Annotated in this window: 19 protein-coding genes; 8 read left to right on the plus strand and 11 right to left on the minus strand. The window is 70.6% G+C overall.

Annotation, left to right across the window (positions count from 1 at the left end; translation table 11 throughout):
- Positions 1-11: 11 nt before the first annotated feature.
- Together AN218_RS27525 and AN218_RS27530 are read right to left on the minus strand one after the other, a co-directional pair.
- Entirely contained in the window at positions 12-1,163 is a 1,152-nt protein-coding gene (locus tag AN218_RS27525; protein ID WP_079132655.1) for a slipin family protein, read from the minus strand.
- 219 nt (positions 1,164-1,382) lie between these two features.
- Positions 1,383-3,767: an isoamylase gene (locus AN218_RS27530; protein WP_216311813.1), complete on the minus strand. Its 2,385-nt coding sequence runs from the start codon at positions 3,765-3,767 to the stop codon at positions 1,383-1,385.
- A gap of 419 nt (positions 3,768-4,186) precedes the next feature.
- Between AN218_RS27530 and AN218_RS27535 the strand changes: the two genes are divergently transcribed.
- Positions 4,187-5,038 (plus strand): endonuclease I family protein, encoded by an 852-nt coding sequence (locus AN218_RS27535; RefSeq protein WP_420856025.1) that lies wholly within the window; start codon positions 4,187-4,189, stop codon positions 5,036-5,038.
- A gap of 210 nt (positions 5,039-5,248) precedes the next feature.
- On the opposite strand, the gene AN218_RS27540 is transcribed toward AN218_RS27535, so the two are convergent.
- The 3 genes from AN218_RS27540 to AN218_RS27550 all read right to left on the minus strand — a co-directional run bounded on the left by AN218_RS27540 (position 5,249) and on the right by AN218_RS27550 (position 7,188).
- Entirely contained in the window at positions 5,249-5,806 is a 558-nt protein-coding gene (locus tag AN218_RS27540) for an NlpC/P60 family protein (protein ID WP_070019826.1), read from the minus strand.
- A gap of 275 nt (positions 5,807-6,081) precedes the next feature.
- Positions 6,082-6,423 carry an SCO4225 family membrane protein gene (locus AN218_RS27545; RefSeq protein WP_070019827.1) on the minus strand — a complete coding sequence of 114 codons (342 nt, stop codon included), beginning with the start codon at positions 6,421-6,423 and terminating at the stop codon, positions 6,082-6,084.
- Positions 6,424-6,750: 327 nt separating this feature from the next.
- Positions 6,751-7,188, minus strand: coding sequence for an ATP-binding protein (locus tag AN218_RS27550; RefSeq protein WP_070019828.1), 438 nt, complete (start codon positions 7,186-7,188; stop codon positions 6,751-6,753).
- 297 nt (positions 7,189-7,485) lie between these two features.
- Here AN218_RS27550 and AN218_RS27555 point away from each other — a divergent pair, with 297 nt between their 5' ends.
- Positions 7,486-8,391 carry an RNA polymerase sigma factor SigF gene (locus AN218_RS27555; RefSeq protein ID WP_079132659.1) on the plus strand — a complete coding sequence of 302 codons (906 nt, stop codon included), beginning with the start codon at positions 7,486-7,488 and terminating at the stop codon, positions 8,389-8,391.
- A 178-nt stretch (positions 8,392-8,569) separates the two neighbouring features.
- Here AN218_RS27555 and AN218_RS27560 read toward each other — a convergent pair whose 3' ends face one another.
- The 6 genes from AN218_RS27560 to AN218_RS27585 all read right to left on the minus strand — a co-directional run bounded on the left by AN218_RS27560 (position 8,570) and on the right by AN218_RS27585 (position 15,241).
- Entirely contained in the window at positions 8,570-8,743 is a 174-nt protein-coding gene (locus tag AN218_RS27560; protein ID WP_070019829.1) for a CsbD family protein, read from the minus strand.
- Positions 8,744-8,891: 148 nt separating this feature from the next.
- Positions 8,892-10,337 carry a 3-hydroxybutyrate oligomer hydrolase family protein gene (locus tag AN218_RS27565; protein ID WP_070019830.1) on the minus strand — a complete coding sequence of 482 codons (1,446 nt, stop codon included), beginning with the start codon at positions 10,335-10,337 and terminating at the stop codon, positions 8,892-8,894.
- Between the two features lie 244 nt (positions 10,338-10,581).
- Positions 10,582-11,544: an ABC transporter substrate-binding protein gene (locus AN218_RS27570; RefSeq protein ID WP_070019831.1), complete on the minus strand. Its 963-nt coding sequence runs from the start codon at positions 11,542-11,544 to the stop codon at positions 10,582-10,584.
- Complete coding sequence (locus tag AN218_RS27575) at positions 11,541-12,581, minus strand: ABC transporter permease (protein ID WP_079132657.1); 1,041 nt, start codon at positions 12,579-12,581, stop codon at positions 11,541-11,543. The genes AN218_RS27570 and AN218_RS27575 overlap by 4 nt, the downstream gene beginning before the upstream one ends.
- Positions 12,578-14,203, minus strand: coding sequence for a sugar ABC transporter ATP-binding protein (locus tag AN218_RS27580; RefSeq protein ID WP_070019832.1), 1,626 nt, complete (start codon positions 14,201-14,203; stop codon positions 12,578-12,580). The genes AN218_RS27575 and AN218_RS27580 overlap by 4 nt, the downstream gene beginning before the upstream one ends.
- A gap of 189 nt (positions 14,204-14,392) precedes the next feature.
- Positions 14,393-15,241: a SigB/SigF/SigG family RNA polymerase sigma factor gene (locus AN218_RS27585; RefSeq protein WP_070019833.1), complete on the minus strand. Its 849-nt coding sequence runs from the start codon at positions 15,239-15,241 to the stop codon at positions 14,393-14,395.
- Positions 15,242-15,832: 591 nt separating this feature from the next.
- Here AN218_RS27585 and AN218_RS27590 point away from each other — a divergent pair.
- From AN218_RS27590 to AN218_RS27615, 6 genes are all read left to right on the plus strand, one after another.
- On the plus strand, positions 15,833-16,786 hold the full coding sequence (locus AN218_RS27590) for an AurF N-oxygenase family protein (protein ID WP_070019834.1): 954 nt from the start codon (positions 15,833-15,835) through the stop codon (positions 16,784-16,786).
- 77 nt (positions 16,787-16,863) lie between these two features.
- On the plus strand, positions 16,864-17,604 hold the full coding sequence (locus AN218_RS27595; RefSeq protein WP_079132658.1) for a TetR/AcrR family transcriptional regulator: 741 nt from the start codon (positions 16,864-16,866) through the stop codon (positions 17,602-17,604).
- Between the two features lie 73 nt (positions 17,605-17,677).
- On the plus strand, positions 17,678-18,154 hold the full coding sequence (gene soxR / locus AN218_RS27600) for a redox-sensitive transcriptional activator SoxR (protein WP_070019835.1): 477 nt from the start codon (positions 17,678-17,680) through the stop codon (positions 18,152-18,154).
- A gap of 1 nt (position 18,155) precedes the next feature.
- Positions 18,156-18,428: a hypothetical protein gene (locus tag AN218_RS27605; protein ID WP_070019836.1), complete on the plus strand. Its 273-nt coding sequence runs from the start codon at positions 18,156-18,158 to the stop codon at positions 18,426-18,428.
- A 261-nt stretch (positions 18,429-18,689) separates the two neighbouring features.
- Positions 18,690-19,553, plus strand: coding sequence for a protein kinase domain-containing protein (locus tag AN218_RS27610; protein WP_141747710.1), 864 nt, complete (start codon positions 18,690-18,692; stop codon positions 19,551-19,553).
- Positions 19,554-19,733: 180 nt separating this feature from the next.
- The gene (locus tag AN218_RS27615) at positions 19,734-20,837 is read left to right on the plus strand and encodes a C40 family peptidase (RefSeq protein WP_070019838.1); all 1,104 of its coding nucleotides are present in this window, start codon (positions 19,734-19,736) and stop codon (positions 20,835-20,837) included.
- Positions 20,838-20,878: the final 41 nt, after the last annotated feature.

Below are 20,878 nucleotides of genomic sequence, written 5' to 3' on the forward strand. Positions count from 1 at the left end.
GGCCGTCGGCGCTAACGACGGCGCCGGCGCCGGCTCTTCGGCAGCTCTTCCTCCTCCGGTACGGGAGCCTCCGCCTCCGCGGCGCCCTCGTCCGGGCCCTCCGCGGAGCGCTCCCCCGCCGTGTCCCCGGCGGTCCCGGAGTCCCCGGCGGTCCCGGACTCTTCGGCACTCTCCTCACCGAGCAGCTCGTCTGGGAAGTCGTCCGGCTGGATCGCACCCGGGGCCGGGCCCTCCGGTACGGCCGCCTCCGGCGGGAGGGACGCGTCCGGCAGCACCGCCGCCCCGGCACCCGAACCGGCGCCCTCCGGCAGGGACTTCGTGCTCTGGCCCGTGCCGCCCTTGAGGCTCTTGTCCTTCTTTCCGGTACCGCTCTTGCCGCTCTTCGGCGTCTTGCCGCCGTCCTGCGCCGCGCCCTCGCGCGGCCCCTCCAGGAAGCGCAGCAGCTCGACGGGGAAGGGCAGCACCAGCGTGGAGTTCTTCTCCGTGGCGACGGACGCGACGGTCTGCAGCAGCCGGAGCTGGAGCGCCGACGGAGTCTCCGACATCTGCTCGGCGGCCTGCGCGAGCTTCTTGGACGCCTCCAGCTCCGCGTCCGCGTTGATGACCCGGGCCCGGCGGTCACGCTGCGCCTCCGCCTGGCGCGCCATGGAGCGCTTCATCGTCTCCGGCAGCGAGACGTCCTTGATCTCGACGCGGTCGACCGTGACGCCCCACTCCACGGCGGGGCTGTCGATCATCAACTCCAGCCCCTGGTTGAGCTTCTCGCGGTTGGAGAGCAGATCGTCCAGCTCGCTCTTGCCGATGATCGAGCGCAGCGAGGTCTGTGCCATCTGGGACACCGCGAAGCGGTAGTCCTCGACGCGGATGATCGCGTCGGCGGGATGCACGACCTTGAAGTAGACGACGGCGTCGACGCGGACCGTGACGTTGTCCCGCGTGATGCCCTCCTGCGCCGGCACCGGAAGCGTGATGATCTGCATGTTGACCTTCTGCAGCCGGTCGATGCCCGGCACGATCATCGTGAACCCCGGCTCCTTGACGCCTGACTGGAGCCGTCCGAGCCGGAAGACGAGACCCCGTTCGTACTGCCTGACCACGCGTGCCGCCGCCATCCCGTAGACGAGCAACGCGAGCACGATTCCTATGATCACCTCGACGACCATCACGGCCTCCCGCCGCCGTACAAGCCCGGCATTCTGGGTGAGAACCACCTCCAACGGTAGCTCCGCGTACGGCGACGGTCGAGAGATGTGCGCAGCGGGAGGACGCAAGGGACGCCGCGGCGCGCCGGCCCGGCACCCCGGCCTGGCACGGGGTCCGGAGCACGGCGTACGCGGACCGCCACGGCATGTGACCGTCCGCGTACGCCCGCCCACCGTCGGCTACTTCGCGATCAGCACCGCCGCCGAACGCCCGCCCAGCTCGTACGCGGTCCCCTCGCCGCCGGCCTCCGGTTCCGCGCCCGGCTCCGCGACCTGGTCGGCGCCCTCCGAGGCGGCGCCGGTGTCCGTGACCCGGTACCACTTCCTGCCCTCACCGGGCGAGGGCAGCGTGAAGTCCTCGGCGTCCGCGGACCCGTTGTAGGCGACGTACAGCCCGTCGGCCGGATCGTCGAACTCCGTTCCGTCGATGCGCCAGGCCAGCGCGTGACGGGACGCGTCGTTCCAGTACGCCTCGTCGGGCGCGGCACCGGACGGCGTGAACCAGTCGAGCTGTCCCATGCCGTTGCCGTTGCCGTCCTTCGCGGAGTAGAAGTCCGCGGGCCGCAGCGCCGGGTGCGCCGTGCGGAAGGCGAGCAGCCGCTCGGTGTACGTACGGAACGTGCGCTGCTCGGCGTCGGGTTCGTGCCCGAGCCAGTTGGCGGCGTTGTCGAGGTTGTAGGGGTTGTTGTTGCAGCGGGTGCTGCGCAGCGTCTCGTCGCCGCCCGTCATCATCGGGGTGCCGGCGGAGAGCATCAGGAAGGCGAACCCGTTGCGGGCGGCCTGCCGTTGGGCCCCGGCCGCGCCGCCCTGGTCCCAGGAGAGGTTGTCGTCCGAGCCGCCCTCGGAGGGCCCGTACGGCCACGCCTGGTCGTTCTTCTTCTCGTTGCAGGCGTACAGGTCCCGCTGGGTGAACCCGTCGTGGGCGACCATGAAGTTGACGGAGTTGAACGGGCGCCGCCCGTCGTCACCGTAGAGGTCGGAGGAGCCGGCGAAGCGCGTGGCGAGCTGCTTCGGCGTCACCTCCTCCACGCCGAGCTTGTTCTGGTCGGTGCGCAGGGTGTCGCGGTACTTGCCGTTCCACTCCGACCAGCCCGCCGGGAAGTTGCCGATCTGGTAGGTGCCGTCGCCCAGCGCCCAGGGCTCGGCGATCCAGTCGGTGCCCTCACCGCCGTCCGGGCCGCGTGCGGGCATCTCCTCGGTGATGCGGTGCAGCGCCGTCTTCGGGTCGGTGGCGCTGTACTTGAAGCAGCCGTGCTCGCAGGTGTTGCCGAGCACGGGGGCCAGGTCGTGCCGGAAGCCGTCGACGCCGAGGGTGTCCTTCCAGTACGCGAGGGAGTCCACGACGAGGTTCTGCGCGACGGGGTTGTACGTGTTGAAGTTGCCGCCGACTCCCGTGTTGTCCACGGGCTTCTGGCGGTCCTCGCTCAGCGAGTAGTACGTCGGATTGTCCAGGCCGCGGTAGGAGTGGACGCTGTAGGTGTTCTTGTCGTCCTCCTTCCACGGTCCGCCCTCGCCGGTGTGGTTGTAGACGACGTCGGCGATGACCTTCAGTCCCGCGTCGTGGTAGGCCCTCACCATCGCGCGGAACTCCCGTGTGGGGCCGCCGGGTGAGTCGTCGGCGGCGTAACGGCGGTCGGGCGCGAAGAAGTTGTCGGTGACGTAGCCCCAGTAGTTGTCGTCGGTGCTGCTCTCCGGGTCGGCGTCGTTGGCGTCGTTCTGCGACTCCTGCAACGGCAGGAACTCCACTGCCGTGACGCCGAGTTGGGCCAGCTCCTCGGCCTTCGCTGCGGCGCCCTTGTAGGTGCCGCGCTCGTCCGCGGGGACGTCCGGGTCGTTCTTCGTCAGTCCGCGCAGATGCACCTCGTAGACGATGTCGTCCTTGAAGGGGCGGCTCGGCTTCTCGCCGGTGCCGCCGTCGTCGCCGGAGTCCGTCGCGGGCAGCACGACGCCCTTGGGCGCCTGCGCGCCGCTGTCCTCGGTGCGGTGCGCGGGCCCGGAGGCGTAGAGGCCCTTGTCGGTCATGCCCTTGCGCAGCGGGTCGTGGCTGACCTCGCGGGCGTACGGGTCGAGCAGCAGCTTGTTGGGGTTGAAGCGGTTGCCGTCCTCGTCGACGTCGGAGACGAAGCCGGCCTCGGAGCCCTTCGTCCAGCCCTCGTCATAGGGCCAGTTGGGGCCCCAGGCGCGGTAGCCGTAGTAGACGGTGCCGTCGATGCCGTACTTCTCCCGCAGTTCGCCGGCGCTCACGGAGGCCGTCCATGTGCCGTCGGAACCGGACTCCCGCTTCAGCAGCAGGCTGCCCTTCTCCTCGGCGCCGGCGGCCTTGTCGTAGAGCGCGACGAGCATGCGCGTCGCGGCGGAGGAGTGCACCCGGAAGGTGAGTTGCTCCCCGGCGGCGTCGAAGTGGGCGCCGAGAGCGGGGTCTTGGGCCGCGGCGGCTCCCGGGGCCGCCTGGGCGGACGGCCCGTCCGCCGGCACGAAACCGGCGAGTGCGGTCAACACGGCGGCTGCCGCCGCGAGTCGGGCAAGGCGGGCGCGTGGCCCGCGCGGTGATATGCGCGTCGGCACTTCGGCTCCTCGGCATCGCGTCGTTCAGGAACGACAGGAACGACAGGGGACGTGAAGAGAAGAGGCCGCACGCGCCGGCAGCCGCAGCTCGATTCCCGTACGGGGGCGGGAACTTGAAGGGAACGTAACGGCACCGGACACACCCGTAAAGGCTTCCTGCAAGATTCTGGAAGCACTTGCGCAAGGGAGCCGCCCAACAGGACGCGTTCGCGGGGGTGTTGAGTGAGTGAAGCGCAAGTAGCCCTGGGTGACGGCAGGACACCCTTCACTATTTCTTCACAGCACCGTTTCATTTTCGTCCCGCATCGGCGTTCGACCCAATGGAAGGCTTCGCAACGGCCGATCACCCTTCGGCCGGTGCCGTGCTGCGACCCCCACATTGCGCACGCGGCGCCACACCTCGGGGAGAGGACGCCAACGTGGACTTCATACGTTCCGCAGCGCGCCGCAGAACGCTCGGCGCACTCGCCGGCACCGCGCTCATCGCCGCCGTCGTACAGATTCCCGCCTCCGCGGGCACGGCCACCGCGCCCGACAAGAGCTCCGCGCGGGCCGGGCAGTCGTCCTTCAGCGCCGCCGACGACGACGAGTACTACAAGGACGCCGAGGGCAAGACCGGCGAAGAGCTGAAGAACGCGCTGCACGGCATCATCAGCAAGGGCGTCACCAAGCTGTCGTACGACGAGGTCTGGGACGCGCTGAAGGAGACCGACAAGGACCCGGACAACTCCGGGAACGTCATCCTCCTCTACAGCGGTGAGTCCGAGTCCGCCGACAACAACGGCGGCGGCGTGGACCAGTGGAACCGCGAGCACACCTGGGCCAAGTCGCACGGCGACTTCGGGACCTCGGAGGGCCCCGGCACCGACGTGCACCACCTGCGGCCGGCCAACGTGAAGGTCAACAGCATCCGCGGGAACAAGGACTTCGACGAGGGCGGCGAAGAGGTCGAGGGCGCGCCGGGCAACAAGACCGACGACGACTCCTTCGAGCCGCGCGACGAGGTCAAGGGCGACGTCGCCCGCATGATCCTGTACATGGACGTGCGGTACGAGGGCGACGACGAGTACCCCGACCTGGAGGCCAACGACAAGGTCGACAACGGCTCCGCCCCCAACATCGGGAAGCTCTCCGTCCTGAAGAAGTGGAGCGACGAGGACCCGCCCGACAAGTTCGAGCAGAACCGCAACCAGGTCATCTTCGACAAGTTCCAGCACAACCGGAACCCGTTCGTCGACCACCCGGAGTGGGTCGCGGACATCTACAAGTGATGACCGTCCGCGCCTTCGGCTGACCGCCGGAGCGCGGCACCGCTCGACACCGCGCAACACCACAGCACCGCAGCACAGTGCCCTCGTCCCGGATCCGGGACGAGGGCACTCGCGCGTCGCGCCGCCCCGCGCTGTCACGCGGTCACGGGGTGGCCGCGCGGCACCGCGGGGCGGGTGTGCGCCGGTACTTCTCCGGGCGGTGCCTCCGGGTCAGTACTTCTTCGGGCGGTACGCGTCGTACTCGTCGCTGCCGATGCCGTAGCTGCGCGTGCTGTGGTCGGTGCCGTAGCTGCCGCGCTGCTCGTAGGCCCGGTAGGACTTGTGGGCGGCGCTGGTCCACTTCTCGAAGATCACGACGTGACGGGTGGTGTTGCTCCCCTTCGCGTCGATGATGAGGTCGCCCTTCTTGAGCTGCGACATCTTGATCTTCTTGGTGAACTGCGAGGACGCCAGGCCCACCGTGTTCGTCCCGGGCTTGCCGTACTTGAGCGCCATGCTCACGTAGCCGGAGCAGTCCGTGCGGTAGCCCTTGAAGGTCTTGCTCTGGCTGTAGGGCACCTGGTGGCCGTCGATCGCGGTCAGCCAGGTCTTGGCGCGCTTGATGACGGTGGCCCGGCTGATGGTCGCGGTGGTGGACGCGTCCGCCTTCGCCGCGTGCGCCTTGGCGCCGGACTCCGGAGCGTCGCCGGCCGTGGCCATGGGGGCGAGGCATCCCAGGGCCGCGGCACCCGCGGCCACCGGCAGGGCGATGCGCATCTTGCGGTTCATGTGTTCCCCGTGCTTCGTCGGTCTTTCCTTTTCCCTTACGGGCTGACAGCCGGGCGTGCACGGGACCGGAGGTTCCTCGTGATCTCACCGATCTTTCGGTCCAGTTGGCCCGACGACGCGGAACACTATGGGCGTAGAAATGGACACGTCAAGATTATGACGGACGGGCGCGTAGCCCGGTGACGAATGTCATGGACGAATTCAACTCGGCGGCGGCACAGGCATTTCCGTAAGCCGGAACGCTTGCGGTCCCGGCAACTGCCCCGCGCTCCCGATCACTTGGCTGACGTGCGACGACGCAGCATGCGCAACAGCATACCGAGCAGCGTGGCATTGATGAACGCGGCCAGCGCGAGAAGGACCACGAATATCGGCAGGGTCACGTCGGTGGGCAGTAGAAAACGGATTCCACCGGTGAGCAGCACGAAGAGAAAACTCGTCGGCAGCGTCGCGAAAATCGGCCAGATTCCCGCGAACGACGGCCCCTGTTCATTCAGGAACACGGCGTCGGCGGCGGTCCAGATCAACAATGCGGCGCACACTGCCAGATAGGCGCGCGACGGAAAGTTGTCCGTCGCCGCCGACAGGATCCGCCGGCCCTTGCCACCGTCGCTCATGGTCGCCCTCCCGGTCTCCGTGATCGGTCTCGGTGGCGGCCCGCGGTCTCCCGCGTCCGCCCGATCCTCCGCCCCGGCGGCGCCGGGCGCATGAGTACACGTACTCAGATACCCCGTGCGCCTCCGAAACCCCGTGCGCCGCAGGGCAGTCGGCGGCGTACGGGCCGGGCGCGACGGGGACGTACCCGGACACGGCGGCCCCGGGCGGCCTCGGGCCGGGCGCGCCCGGCGCACGCAGACACACCGTCCGCGCGCCGTCCGGCGCGGAACTCCGTCCCGCCGCCGTCCTGTTGACCCGGTCCGTCCCGGTCCCGCGGTCCCGCGGTCTCAGGCGACCGTCGCGTCCGCACGCCCCGGGCGCAGCCACTGCGCACGCATCGTCTTGCCGCGCGAAGAGGTCAGCACCTCCAGCGTGTCGGCACACTGCTCCGCGATGCGCAGGCCCCAGCCGCCGCTTCCGTCGAGGCTGCCGGGCCGCCAACGCGGCGGCAGCGGCACCGAGTCGGTGACGTCCACGCGTACACGGTGCCGGTCGGTCTGCACGCGCAACTCCCACTGGCCTCGCGCGTGGCGCTGTGCGTTGGTCACGAGTTCGGAGACCACCAGGAGCACGCCGCCCAGGTCCACCCACGCACAGACGCGCGCGAGATGTTCCTCGACCACCGTGCGGGCCTGACTGATGTCGGTGTACACCGAGTTCACCAGCAGGACCTCCTGTTCCCCGTCGCCTGTCGCCGTACGGCTGCGTCCCGTAGGCACAGGCATCACCTCCCGTCCTCTGTCGAGGACGCAGTCTCCACGCCGTACGCCGCGCGTTCGTGCCGTATCCGCTCCCGCGGAGCGGACGGCGGACGGGCGCCGGGCGTGGTCGGTCTGATCGGTCCCAGATCCGCTTGCCCGCCGCCGCGCACCTCATGCCAACGGGCCGTCCGCGGGCGTCACAAGATGAGACAAACCGGTTGATGGACGACAACACTTCGGCCCGGGAGGCTTGTTCGCGGAGAAGCGGGGTAAGCGGAACAGCCCGACGTGTTCGTACGAGCAGAAGGGCAGGCCCACGCGATGACTTCCGCAACGCCGACCGCCACGACGACATCGGACGAGGCCGTCAGCGGCTCACCGTCCGTACTCGAAGGGCGGGGAGCCGGAGGCGCGACATCGCACGAGCTGCCCGCCCTCGTGATCGACGAGCCGGAGAAGCTCGCACCGGAGGACGCACGCGAGTTGTCGAAGTCGCTCTTCGACCGGCTCGCCGTCCTGGAGGAGGGCACGCACGAGTACCAGTACGTGCGCAACACGCTCATCGAGATCAACCTGACGCTCGTACGGTATTCCGCGCGCCGCTTCCGCTCCCGGGGCGACGACATGGAGGACATCGTGCAGGTCGGCACGATCGGCCTGATCAAGGCGATCGACCGCTTCGACCTCTCGCGCGAGGTGGAGTTCACCACCTTCGCGATCCCCTATGTGATCGGTGAGATCAAGCGCTTCTTCCGGGACACCACCTGGGACGTACGGGTGCCGCGCCGCCTCCAGGAGATGCGCATGGACCTGGCGCGGGCGAACGACAAGCTCACCTCGAAGCTGGGCCGTTCGCCGCGCGTGAGCGAGCTGGCGGAGCATCTCGGCGTGAGCGAGGAGGAGATCGTCGAGGGCCAGGTCGCGGCCAACGGCTACAACTCCTCGTCCCTGGACGCGACCGTCAACGACGAGGAGGGCGAGGCGTCGCTCGCGGACGTGCTGGGCGAGCGGGACGAGGCGATGGACCTGGTCGAGGACTTCCACGCGCTCAAGCCGCTGCTGGCCCAACTCTCCGACCGCGACCGGAAGATCCTCGAACTGCGCTTCGGCGACGAGCTGACCCAGGCGCAGATCGGCGAGCGGCTCGGCCTCTCCCAGATGCATGTCTCGCGGCTGCTGAGCCGCGCCCTGACCGGACTGCGGACGGGGATGCTCGCGAGCAACTGACCCCGCCCGCAGGGTTCGTCGGGCTCGAGTGGGCAGCGCGTCACGGCGCCCCACCGGGCACCGCGTACAGCGAGGGGCCCGTGACGATCGTCTCGTCACGGGCCCCTCGCTGTGTTCCGTTCGTCCGACGGCTCGCGCTGCGGACGCCGCATGGACGCCGCGTCGACGCCGGGACGCCTCAGTGCCGGAAGATGTCCTTGACCTTCTCGGCGGCGTGCCGGGCGTCGCCCTTCGACTGCTCGGAGCGGCCTTCCGTCTGCATCCGCTCGTTGCCGAGGGCGCGGCCGACCCTCTCCTTGACCTTGCCCCTGAGCTGCTCGCCCTTGGCCTGGTTCTTGCGTTCAGCACTCACGGTGAGTCCTCCTCCCCACGAGACGCACTGCTGACTCCACGGCGGGTGCCACGGTGCACGGGGAGGAAAACCCGTTCCCGGTGCGGCGGATGCCGGACGGCACAGAGCCGAGCCCGCACCGCGTGCGCGCCACCCCCCGCCCGTGCGCTCAGCGTGTGAGCGGGCAGTGCCGCGTCAGTTCCGTCTGCGACGCTCCGTGCGGCCGGTGCACCGTACGGCTGGCGGGCGGGCGCAGCCCGTCGTCCAGCCAGCGCTCCAGCGCGGTGAACGCCGAGCGGTGGCACGGAGTGAGCGGACGCAGCCTGTCCGGATAGGTGTCGGCGAGCGAGTCGACGTGGTTGCCGTCCTCGACGCGGTAATAGCGGTACATCCCGCCGCGTCCCGCGTCGCGCACCATACGGGCGTAGACGTCGGAGTCCTCGCCGATGGGCAGCAGGGTGTCGAGCGTGCCGTGCAGCGTGATGAGCGGCTTGCCGATGCGGCCCGTCAGCCCCGTCTTCGCCACGGCCTCGCGCACCTCGGCCGGACGGTCCCGGTAGACGTAATCCGCGTCGCACGGCGGCCCGTCGGGATCGCCGGGGGCGCAGAACGGCGTGCCCGCCTCGGTGGCGCCGTCGAAGGCCGGGTCCATCTCCTCGCGGTAGACGCGCTGGGTGAGGTCCCAGTAGTTCTCGTAGAAGTACGGCCACAGGAACTCCGAGCCCTTCGGGAACCCTGCCCGGTGCAGGGCCTTGCGCGCCTTGTCCGCGCCGGGGCCGCCCGCCGCGTAGGCCGGGTAGTGGCGCAGCGCCGGCGGCAGGAAGGTCAGCAGGTTCGGCTGCTCGCCGCCGGCCCGCCAGAGGGTGCCCTCCCAGTCGACGCCGCCGTCGTACAGCTCGGGGTGGTTCTCGAGCTGCCAGCGCACCAGATAGCCGCCGTTGGACATGCCGGTCGCCAACGTACGGGCGGGCGCGTGCCGGTAGTGGCTCGTCACCGTGGCGCGGGCGGCGCGCGTGAGCTGGGTGACGCGCTCGTTCCACTCGGCGACGGCGTCGCCGGGCGTCCGTCCGTCGCGGTGGAAGTCGGCCCCGGTGTTGCCCTTGTCGGTGGCGGCGAAGGCGTAGCCGCGGGCCAGCGCCCAGTCGCCGATGGCGCGGTCGTTGGCGTACTGCTCGCGGTTGCCGGGAGAGCCGCTGACGACGAGTCCGCCGTTCCAGCGGGCCGGCAGCCGCAGCACGAACTGGGCGTCGTGCGCCCAGCCGTTGTTGGTGTTGGTGGTGGAGGTGTCCGGGAAGTAGCCGTCGATCTGGACGCCCGGCACTCCGCGGGGCACCGGCAGCTTCTCGGGGGTCAGCCCCGCCCAGTCGGCGGGGTCGGTGTGTCCGCTGCCGACGGTGCCCGCCGTCGTCAACTCCGCGAGGCACGCGGCCCGTTGGACCTCGGCGCCGGGCACACGCGGCACGTCCGTACGGGCGCAGTCCGGCTTGCCGTCCTGGAGGCGCTCCGCGGCGCCGCTTGGCTGCGGTACGGAGAGCAGCGCGGCGGTGAGGACGGCGACGGCCGCCAGACGGTACGGACGGGTCCGTACGGCGGCGGCGCTGCGGGGCCGGTTCATCGGCGGGGCCTCCCGGGTGGGCGGGCCGTGTCCGGCGGTGCGGCACGGCCGTGGGGCGTGGTGGGTGCCCGCAGGCTATGAGGCACCGCCGCACGCGCCACACGTGACGGACGGCCATCTTCACGGCGCCGGGGGTGGTGCGCCACCACACGCCGGCGCCCCGCCCCCGACCCACCCTGCTTACGGCCCCGTTGAGCACGGCCGGTCCGTGCACGGCTCCGCCCGGCTGCCCCTCCCCCGCCGCTCAGTGGTAGAGCACCGAGGAGATCTCGGGGTCGTCGATGTTGTGCCGGTCGTACCAGTAGTAGCCGGTGTTGATGACCTCGGGCAGCTTCTTCCCCTTCATCGCGGCGAGCGACGCCCGTACGACCTGACGTCCGATCGCACCCGGGTCCTGGGTGATCGCACCGGCCATCCGTCCCTCTTCGACGGCGTTGATCTGGCCCTGCCCGGAGTCGAATCCGACGGTGGCGACGTCCGTGCGGCCGCTCTCCTTCACGCCCTGGATGACGCCCATCGCGGAGCCCTCGTTGCTGCCGTAGATCCCCTTGACGTCCGGGTTGGAGGCGATGATCGCCTTCGTGATGTCGGCGGACTTGGTCTGGTCGCCGCCGCCGTACTGGACGGGCAGCAGCTCCACGTCCGGCGCATGCGCTCTCATCCACTTCACGAAGCCGTCCCGGCGGTCGATGCCGGACCCGGCGGTCTGGCTGTGCACGACCATCGCGACCTTGCCCTTGCCGCCGACCGCCTTCGCCATGTGCTGCGCGGCCTCGGCGGCGGCGGCCTTGTTGTCGGTGGCGGCGGTGGTGACGGGGATGTCGCTGTCGACCCCGGAGTCGAAGGCGACCACGGGGGTGCGGCTGCGCTGTGCCTTCTTCAAGTACGGCTCCAGCGCACGGGAGTCGAGGGCGGCGAGCCCGATCGCGTCCGGCTTCTTGCCGATGCTGTTGGCCAGCATGTTGACCTGCGCCTCGACGTCGGCCTCGGTCGCGGGCCCCTCGAAGCTGATGGTGGCGTGCTGTCTGCGGGCCTCCTCCTCGGCGCCCTTCTTCACCGCCTGCCAGAACTGCTGCTGGAAGCCCTTGGAGACGATCGCGATGTACGGCTTGCCGCCGCCCGCGCCCGTCTCGTCGCCGCCGCACCCGCCGAGCGCGAGCGCGGTGGCCGCCGTCGTGACCGCCGCCGCGAAGGTGCGCCGCCTCATGCCCGGCTCCGGCGCGCGTTGTCGGCGTAGACGGCGGCGACGATGACGCAGCCGAGGATGACGTTCTGCCACTCCTGCGGTACGGAGGTGATCTGGAGCCCGTTGTTGAGCACGGAGATGATGAGCGCGCCGATGACGGTGCCGACGATGGAGCCCTTGCCGCCGGAGAGGGACGTACCGCCGATGACGACGGCGGCGATCGCCTGGAGTTCGTAGCCCATGCCCGTGGCGGGCTGCGCGGAGCCGAGGCGTGCGGAGATCAGCACGCCGGCGAGACCGATGAAGAGCCCCGAGACGACATAGACGATGATCTTCCACTTCCGTACGTCGATGCCGGAGAGGGCGGTGGCCTCCTCGTTGCTGCCGATCGAGTACGTATAGCGGCCCAGCAGCGTCTTGTTGAGCACGACGCCGCCCAGCACCGCGGCCAGCGCGAAGATGAGGACGGCGTTGGGGAAGTCCGCGCCGGGGATGACGCTGCCGGTCGAGATGTCGGCGTACCCGGACTCCTCGGAGAAGTAGATCGGCGCGCTGCCGGAGATGACGAGCGCCAGCCCCTGGGCGACGAGCATCATCGCCAGCGTCGCGATGAACGGCGGCAGCTTCAGCACCGTCACGTTCAGCCCGTTGACCAGCCCGACGAGCGCGCCGAAGAGCAGCGTCCCGAGCACGCCGAGCCATACCGGCAGCCCCGCCTCGACGATCAGCACACCGCCCATCACGGCGCACAGCGCCATCCCCGTCCCCACGGACAGGTCGATGCCGCCGGTGACGATGACGAACGTCGCGCCGAGCGCGAGCGTGCCGATGACCACCGTCGAGAAGAGCATCGACGTGACGTTGCTGTAGTTGAGGAAGTTGGGGCTCGCGAAGGAGAAGAAGACGAAGATCGCGATCAGGCTGGCGAACGCGAGGAGTTGCTGAAGGCGGCCCAGCACTCCGGCGGGCAGCCTGCCGCCGCCGGACGCGGCGCCGGTGCCCTCCTCCGTACGGGCCGGGGTCTCCTGCGGCGGCGTGGCCTCCGTCGGGGCTGTCATCGGACCATCTCCTGACTCGTGCCGTCTTCCGGTGCCGGGGGTTGCGCCGGGTCCGCGCCGCCCGTGCCGGCGGGTGCGGGCCGCAGCGTCGCGTAGTGCATGACCGCCTCCTGGGTGGCCTCGTCCGCGGAGAGTTCGCCGGTGACGCGGCCCTCGCACATCACGACGATCCGGTGGGACATCCGCAGCACCTCGGGGAGTTCGGAGGAGATGACGATCACCGACTTGCCCTGCGCGGCGAGTTCGTCGAGGAGGCGGTGGATCTCCTCCTTGGCGCCGACGTCGATGCCGCGCGTCGGCTCGTCGAAGATGAGGACGTCGCAGTCCTTCAGCAGCCACTTGGCGATGACGACCTTCTGCTGGTTGCCGCCCGAGAGATGCTTGACGGTCTGGCCCGCCGAGGGCGTCCTGATGCGCAGCTTGTCGATGAACTCCTCGGATCTGGCGCGCATCTCGCGCGCCTTGACGAAGCCCGCCCGCTGGAAGCGCTGCTTCATCGAGCCGATGCCGATGTTGGTGGCGACGTCCTGTTCCAGGAGCAGCCCGAAGTTCTTGCGGTCCTCGGAGAGATAGCCGATGCCGTGCCGTGCCGCGTCGGCCGGGTTGCCGATGCGCACCTCGCGCCCGTCGAGGGCGACGGTGCCGGAGGTGACGGGGTCGGCGCCGACGAGGGCGCGGGCCAGTTCGGTCCGTCCGGCGCCCATCAGGCCCGCCAGGCCGAGGATCTCACCGCGCTTCAGCTCGAGCGAGACGTCCCGCAGCAGGTCCTTCGTGGAGAGCCCGGTGACCGTGAGGGCGGTCTCGCGGTCCTCACGTACGCCCTGCGGCCCGGCGCCGCCGTCGAGTTCACGTCCGACCATGCGCGAGATGACCTCCCGCATCGGGGTGTCCGCCGCGGCGAGGGTTTCGACGTAGCGGCCGTCGCGGATGACGGTGATGCGGTCGGCGACCGCCTTCAGCTCCTCCATGCGGTGCGAGATGTAGATGACCCCGGTGCCGCGTCCGTCGGGGCCGCCGCCCGTGGTGAACCGGCGTATCAGCTCGTGCAGCACACGCACTTCGCCGTCGTTCAGCGCCGCCGTCGGCTCGTCCATGATCAGTACGCGGGCGTCGTACGACAGCGCCTTCGCGATCTCGACCATCTGCTGCTGCGCGACGGTGAGCGTGCCCACGCGCCGCCGCGGCTCCAGCGGCAGTTCCAGCCGCTCGATCAGTTCGCGGGCGCGGGCGTCGAGCGCGCGCTCGTCCAGCAGCGGACCGCGGCGCGGTTCCCGGCCGATGAAGATGTTCTGCGCGACCGTCAGGTCGGGCATCAGGTTGAACTCCTGGTGGATGATGCTGATCCCGAGCCGCTGCGCATGCCGCGGTCCCTCGATGCGTACGGGCTCGCCGTCCATCAGGAACTCGCCGGCGTCCGGGGCGTGGATGCCCGAAAGCAGCTTCATGAGCGTCGACTTGCCGGCGCCGTTCTCCCCGACGAGCGCGAGCACCTCGCCGTGGCGCAGGTCGAGCCGCATCTCCTGGAGCGCCCGTACTCCCGGAAAGCTCTTCGCGACACCGCGTACCTGAAGCAGCGGCGGAGGCTCTCCGTTCCCGGTCACGTCGCTGTGCCCGCTCTCCATCCCCAGCGCCTCCCCACAAGGCTTGGAAATCGATTTCAGGAGAGCTTAGGAACGGGCCATTCCAGCGTCAATGGGCTCGTCGGGACCGTTCGCCCGGGACCCGCACACGACAGGTCCCGGGCGCGACGGCCGCCCGGGACAACGGAGTTGGGGACGCGGCGGAGGCAGGAGCGGCACCGCCGCGGGGTTCTAGACGGTCAGCGGCGCACGCTCCGCGGAGGACTCCTGCGCCCGCGCGGCGACCTCCGTCTCGACCTCGCGGTGCAGCCGCTCGCACGTACGGCTGATGAGCCGCGAGACGTGCATCTGGGAGATGCCGAGCTGCTCGGCGATGCTGCTCTGGGTCATGTCGCAGAAGAACCGCAGATAGAGGATGTAGCGCTCACGCTCCGGGAGATTGCGCAACTGCGGCTTGACGGCCTCGCGGTAGGTCACGCGGTCGAAGCCGGGCTCGGTGGCGCCGAGGGTGTCGAGCAGCGAGTAGCCGTCCTCGTTCTTGGACAGCTCGGCGTCCAGCGACAGCGCGCTGTAACTCTCCAGCGCCTCCATGCCGACGACGACGTCCTCCTCGCTGAGGCCGCTGTGCTCGGCGATCTGCGCGACGGTCGGCGAGCGGTCGTCCAGCGTGACACCCAGTTCGCGACTGCTCGCCCGTACGCGGTTCCGCAGTTCCTGCACCCGGCGCGGTACGTGCAGATCCCACATGTAGTCGCGGAAGTGCCGCTTGATCTCTCCGACGATGGTCGGCACAGCGAAGCTCTCGAAGGCGCAGCCGCGCGAGGGGTCGTAGCGCGCGACGGCCTTGACCAGACCGAGCGCGGCGACCTGCTGGAGGTCCTCCAGATTCTCGCCGCGGTTGCGGAAGCGCTGGGCCAGGCGGTCCGCCATCGGCATCCAGGCCCGTACGACCTCCTGGCGCAGCTCTTCCTTCTCCGTACCGTCCGGCAGTGACGAGACGCGTTCGAAGAGGGCCGCGGTATCGGGCGCATCGTCATGCGGGTGGCGTGCGTGCTTCGCACGGAATCGGACTGCTGACATGACCTGCTGCCTCCCGGTGCGCGGTGAACTGCGGGCAGAACGTCACCGCGGGAGCCGACACAGCGATCAAGCGCGGCGGCGCGCCGACCGCCCTCCCGCAGCTGTGCCTACTGGCCGAAGCACAAGGTGCTCAAAACACCCGAAGAGTAATGAGATCTTTCATTACTCCCGATCCCCTTCAAACTACGTCGATGCGGCCCCTCGTGCCACACGTACGCAGTGTTTTGTCAGAGCACTTCCGGTGACGCACCCGGGCTCCGGATGCGCAGCAGCACACCCCGGGACCGCAGGAATCACCTGCCCCGTACCGACCCTGGACCGGCTTCCGCTTCCGCTCGCCCGGCCTCGACGGGCCACGCAGGTCTGCCCGTTCGGCCCCGCCCGCCGGGTCCCGTCGGTACGTGGCGTGGGGCGACGTGGCGCCGCCGGGGGCGCCGGACGGGACCGTTCGGACCGGGCTCCGGGTCCCGGCCGGTGCGCCCGCCCGTCGGGCAATGTGCGCCGCGGGGATTGACGGGCTTACTGACACGCAGTCTCATAAGACGGGACGGCCGACGTAACCTTTGGTAACTCACAATGAGGTGCTCCCGCATGACGATCACCCCGGACACGGCCACCGCCGGCGAAGAGACCCAGCGACTCCGTGACGCCCTCGGCCTGCTCAAGGACCGGGAACAGGTCGCGGAGCGCCTGCTCGAATCGTCGAAGAAGCACTCGTTCGACCCGGACACCGAACTCGACTGGGACGCCGACTTCGAAGAGGGCAAGTGGTTCTGGCCGCCAGAGCTGGTCTCGCTCTACGACACCCCGCTGTGGAAGCGGATGTCCGAGGAGCAGCGGCTCGACCTCGCCCGCCACGAGGCCGGTTCGCTCGCCTCGCTCGGCATCTGGTTCGAGGTCATCCTCATGCAGCTCCTCGTGCGCCACATCTACGACAAGTCCCTCACCAGCAACCATGTGCGGTACGCGCTGACGGAGATCGAGGACGAGTGCCGGCACTCGAAGATGTTCGCGCGGATGATCACCAAGAGCGGCGTCCCCGCGTACCGCGTCTCCCGGCTGCACCACAACCTCGCCAGGCTGCTGAAGACCGTCTCGACCACCCCCGGCTCCTTCACCGCCACCCTGCTCGGCGAGGAGATCCTCGACTGGATGCAGCGCCTGACGTTCCCGGACGAGCGGGTCCAGCCGCTGGTGCGCGGCGTGACCCGCATCCATGTCGTGGAGGAGGCACGCCATGTGCGGTACGCGCGTGAGGAGCTGCGCCGGCAGATGGTGAGCTGCCCGCGCTGGGAGGCCGAGTTGACCCGCGTCAGCTCCGGCGAGGCCGCCCGCGTCTTCTCCATCTCCTTCATCAACCCCGAGGTCTACGCGAACGTCGGCCTCGACAAGCGCGAGGCGATGGCCCAGGTGAAGGCGAGCGGCCACCGCCGCGAGGTGATGCAGACCGGGGCCCGCCGGCTCACCGACTTCCTGGACGAGATAGGCGTCATGCGCGGAATCGGCCGCAGGATGTGGGTCAGCTCCGGACTGCTCGCCCGGTAGCCCGTACCGGAGCCTCCTCGTCCGGAAGCCCCGTACCGGACGACCCGGACCGGGAGGCCCCGGGCTACGCTCGTGGGATGAGCAGCAGCGGCACGGCCCCGGCGTATCGCAGGCTGAGCGTGGACGAACGGCGTACGCAGTTGATCGGCGCCGCGCTCGGCCTCTTCGCCCACCATCCGCCCGAGGACGTGTCCCTCGACGACGTGGCGGCCACGGCCGGTGTCTCGCGCCCGCTGGTCTACCGCTACTTCCCGGGCGGCAAGCAGCAGTTGTACGAGGCGGCCCTGCGCAGCGCCGCCGACGAACTGGAGCAGTGCTTCGCCGAGCCGCAGACCGGGCCGCTCACCCGGCGGCTCGTGCGCGCCCTGGAGCGCTACCTCGCGTTCGTCGACGGGCACGACGCCGGTTTCATGGCGCTGCTCCAGGGCGGCAGCGTCGTACAGACCTCCCGTACGCACGCGATCGTGGACGAGGTGCGGCGGGCCGCCGCCGACCAGATCCTCTTCCATCTCGGCTTCCAGCCCGGACACGAGGCCGGGCCCCGGCTGCGGATGACCGTCAGCACCTGGATCACGGTCGTCGAGGCCGCGTCGCTGATGTGGCTGGACGAGGACAAGCAGCCGCCCGTCACGGAGTTGCGGGACTGGCTGCTGGACCACTTCCTCGCCCTGCTGATGGCCTCGGCGACGCGGGACGCGGAGACGGCCCGCATCGTCCGGCACGCCCTGGACCTGGAGGAGGGCGACGGTCCCGTCGGCGAACTCGCCCGCCGGATGCTGCCGGTGGTCGGCGACAAGGGTCATCTGCTGAACCTCTAGCCGGAAGGCGGGCCGTCAGCCGGGGCGTCCGGAGAACTTAAAGAAAACTTGAAGGACGCCTATCCTGGCCCGTATGTCGACCCAACTCTCCTGGCAGGCCAAGGAGGCCACGATCGGCGAACTCGCCGAGCGCGCAGGGGTGGCCACCTCCGCACTGCGCTACTACGAGCGCGAGGGCCTGATCCACAGCCGCCGTACCTCCGGCAACCAGCGCCGCTACAGCCGCGACACCCTGCGCCGCGTCGCCTTCGTCCGCGCCTCGCAGCGGCTGGGCATCCCGCTCGCCGCCATCCGCGAGGCGCTCGCGCTGCTGCCCGAGGGCCGCACGCCCACCCCCGAGGACTGGGCGCGGGTCTCGGAGTGCTGGCGGGCGGATCTCAACCAGCGCATCAAGCTGATGACGCAGTTGCGGGACCATCTCACCGAGTGCATCGGCTGCGGCTGCCTCTCGCTGAGCCACTGCGCGCTGGCCAATCCGTACGACACCCTCGGCGAGGAAGGCCCGGGGCCGCGCTCGCTCGCGGGCTGCGACTCCGGCGAGTGCTGCTGAGATGCGCAGCGAGGAGAGCGTCTTCGTGGGAGGGCCGCTGGACGGGCGGGTGCTCCCGGTGCTGACCGGGGTCAACGGCCGCCCGCCGAAGACGTACGAGGTGCCGGTGGCCTCCGCCGAGGAGGGCGGCGCACCCGTCGTCCACGTCTACCGGCTCGAACCGGCCGGATACACACGGCGGTTGGCGATCCCGCGCGGCTGGCGCTATGTGTACCAGCCGGAGGGGCGGCCGAAGGGCCGGCCCCGGTGGCCGTGGAGCCGCGGAGCGGGCTGAGCCCGGTCCGGCCGCGGTCGGCGTACGGCGTGCGGCGTGCCCCGGTCGGTGTGCGGTCTGCGGTGTGCGGCGGCACCGCCCGTAACGCACGGCGCACAGCGGGCTGTTCACGGGCGCGTGCGGAAGCCGGGCTTGGCGTGGCTACCGCCGTCTCTCGCACATCCGTGACGATTTCTGAGCCTGACGTGAAGTTTGCGAAGAACTGCGTTGGTTCTGTTCGCGCCGTCCCCTTATACACGCTGTGCGCCTAGGCTGCTCCGCGTGATCCAAGGGATGACCGGCCTCGGCAGCGCGGATCCCCAGCAGCTCGGTCCGTACCGCCTCTACGGGGTGCTGGGCCATGGCCGCATGGGCACCGTCTATCTCGGGCGGGGGGCACCACAGCGCGGCGCACGCAAGCAGCTCGTCGCCGTGCGCACCCTGCGGCCCGAGCTGATACGCGACCGTCCGCTGCGCGCCCGGCTGCGGCAGGAGATGCAGTCGGCGGCGACGGGCGTCAGCAGCAGATACGTCGCCGACGCCGCGGGCTGCGAACTGGACGGCGCCCAGCCCTGGATAGCCAACTCCTATGTGCCGGGCCTGTCGTTGGAAGTGCTCGTCGCCCGGTACGGTCCGCTGCCCGAGTCCTCGGTGCGCGCCCTGGGCGGTGCGCTGGCCCGTTCCCTGGTGGCCCTGCACGCGGCCCGGATAAGCCACCGCGATCTGGGCCCGCACAATGTGATGATCGCCGCGGACGCTCCGCGGGCCGTCGACTACGGCCTCGCGCTCGGGCGGATGAGCGGCCCGGCCACCGACGAGATGGCCGACGACGTCTTCGACCTCGGCGCCGCCCTCGTCTTCGCCTCCAGCGCCCACCAGCCCTTCGCCGGAAACATGCTGCCGATGGCGCGCGAGGACCCGGATCTGACGGGCGTACCGGACGGCCTCTGCCCCGCGCTCTTCGCCTGTCTCCACAAGACCCCGGAGTCCCGCCCCTCCCCCGGCGTCCTCGCGCACGCCCTCGATCTCGCCGACACCGCGGCGGAGCCCGCCGTGGACTGGCTGCCCGAGGTCTTCGCCCACGACATCGAGGAAGCCGCGCAGGCCGCGCGCAAGCTCACCGGCCGCCGCCTCTTCGGCCGCTGAGCCGCGAAGCTCCCGGCCGCCGGGGTCGCGCACCGGCCCCGCCGCGCGCCGCCCGCCGCACGGACGACGCCCGCGCACCCTTCGGGTGACCGACCTGGGCGCGAGGGCGGGCGACCCCACCGGTAACAAGCACCTCCGTGCACGATCGCTCCCGTAGCGCGTCAGATCGGAGGCGAACCGGTGCCGCATCCCTGTGCTCCACGGTCCGTCGCCGCCGCGGCAGTGGCCACGGTGGCGGCGGCGTCCCTCGCGTTCCCGCCGGTTCCCGCGGCGGCCGACCCGGGCGGCAGGCCCGTCAGCGAGCTGCTGCGCGAACTCCAGGTCATGTACGAGCGGACCGAGACCGCCTCGGACGCGTACAACACGACGGCCGCCAAGCTGAAGCGGCAGCGCGCACGCGCCGACAAGGCCGGGCGTGCGCTGACGTCGGTGCGTTCGGCGCTCGCCGAGAGCCGCCGCGAGGCCGGACGTCTCGCCCGCCAGCAGTACCGGCGCGGCGACATCGGGCTGCCGCCGCTCGTACAGGTCCTGCTCACCCGCGACGCACGGGACGCGGCGGACAGTCTGCGGCTGCTCACCCGTGCCGCCGGCCGCCAGGCCACGACCGTGCACCGGCTGGTCGCCGGCGAGCGGAGGCAGCGTCAGCTCACGGCCGCGGCGCGCAAGGCGCTGGCCGGTCAGCAGCGGCTCGCGGACCGCAAGGAGAAGCAGCGTGCGACGGCGCGCTCCCGGCTCCAGCGGGTCGAGCGCACGCTCGCCTCGCTCTCCGGGGCCGAGCTGACCCGGCTGCGCGGCCTGGAGAGCGCCCAGCAGACGGGCACACAGCGCACGTTGATGTCGGCACACGGCATGGAGAAGAGCGCGACGGTACGGCGCAAGCCCTCCCGTCCGGGCGCGCAGGCGGTGCGGTTCGCGCTGCGGCAGCTCGGCAAGCCGTACCGCTTCGGGGCCGACGGACCGACGGCGTACGACTGCTCGGGACTGACCTCGACGGCGTGGAAGCAGGCGGGGCGTTCCATTCCGCGGACCAGCCAGGCGCAGTGGAAGACGCTGCGCCGGGTGCCGATGAACCGGCTGCGGCCGGGCGATCTCGTCGTCTACTACAAGAGCGCCTCGCATGTGGCGCTGTACGCGGGGCGCGGCAAGGTCGTGCACGCGCCGCGGCCCGGCGCCCGTGTGAAGGTCTCCCCGGTCGGCGCGATCCCGTCCGTACGGGGCGCGGTGCGGCCGGACGCGGGAGCGCGTCCCCTGCCGCACTACCGGCTGCCGAAGCTGCTGCGCTAGCCGGGCCCGGACGCCGGACGACGCCCCGCCGGGGCGGCAGC

Origin of the sequence: Streptomyces nanshensis, assembly GCF_001751255.1 — a bacterium.
In the GTDB taxonomy this organism is placed as follows: Bacteria; Actinomycetota; Actinomycetes; order Streptomycetales; family Streptomycetaceae; genus Streptomyces; species Streptomyces nanshensis_A.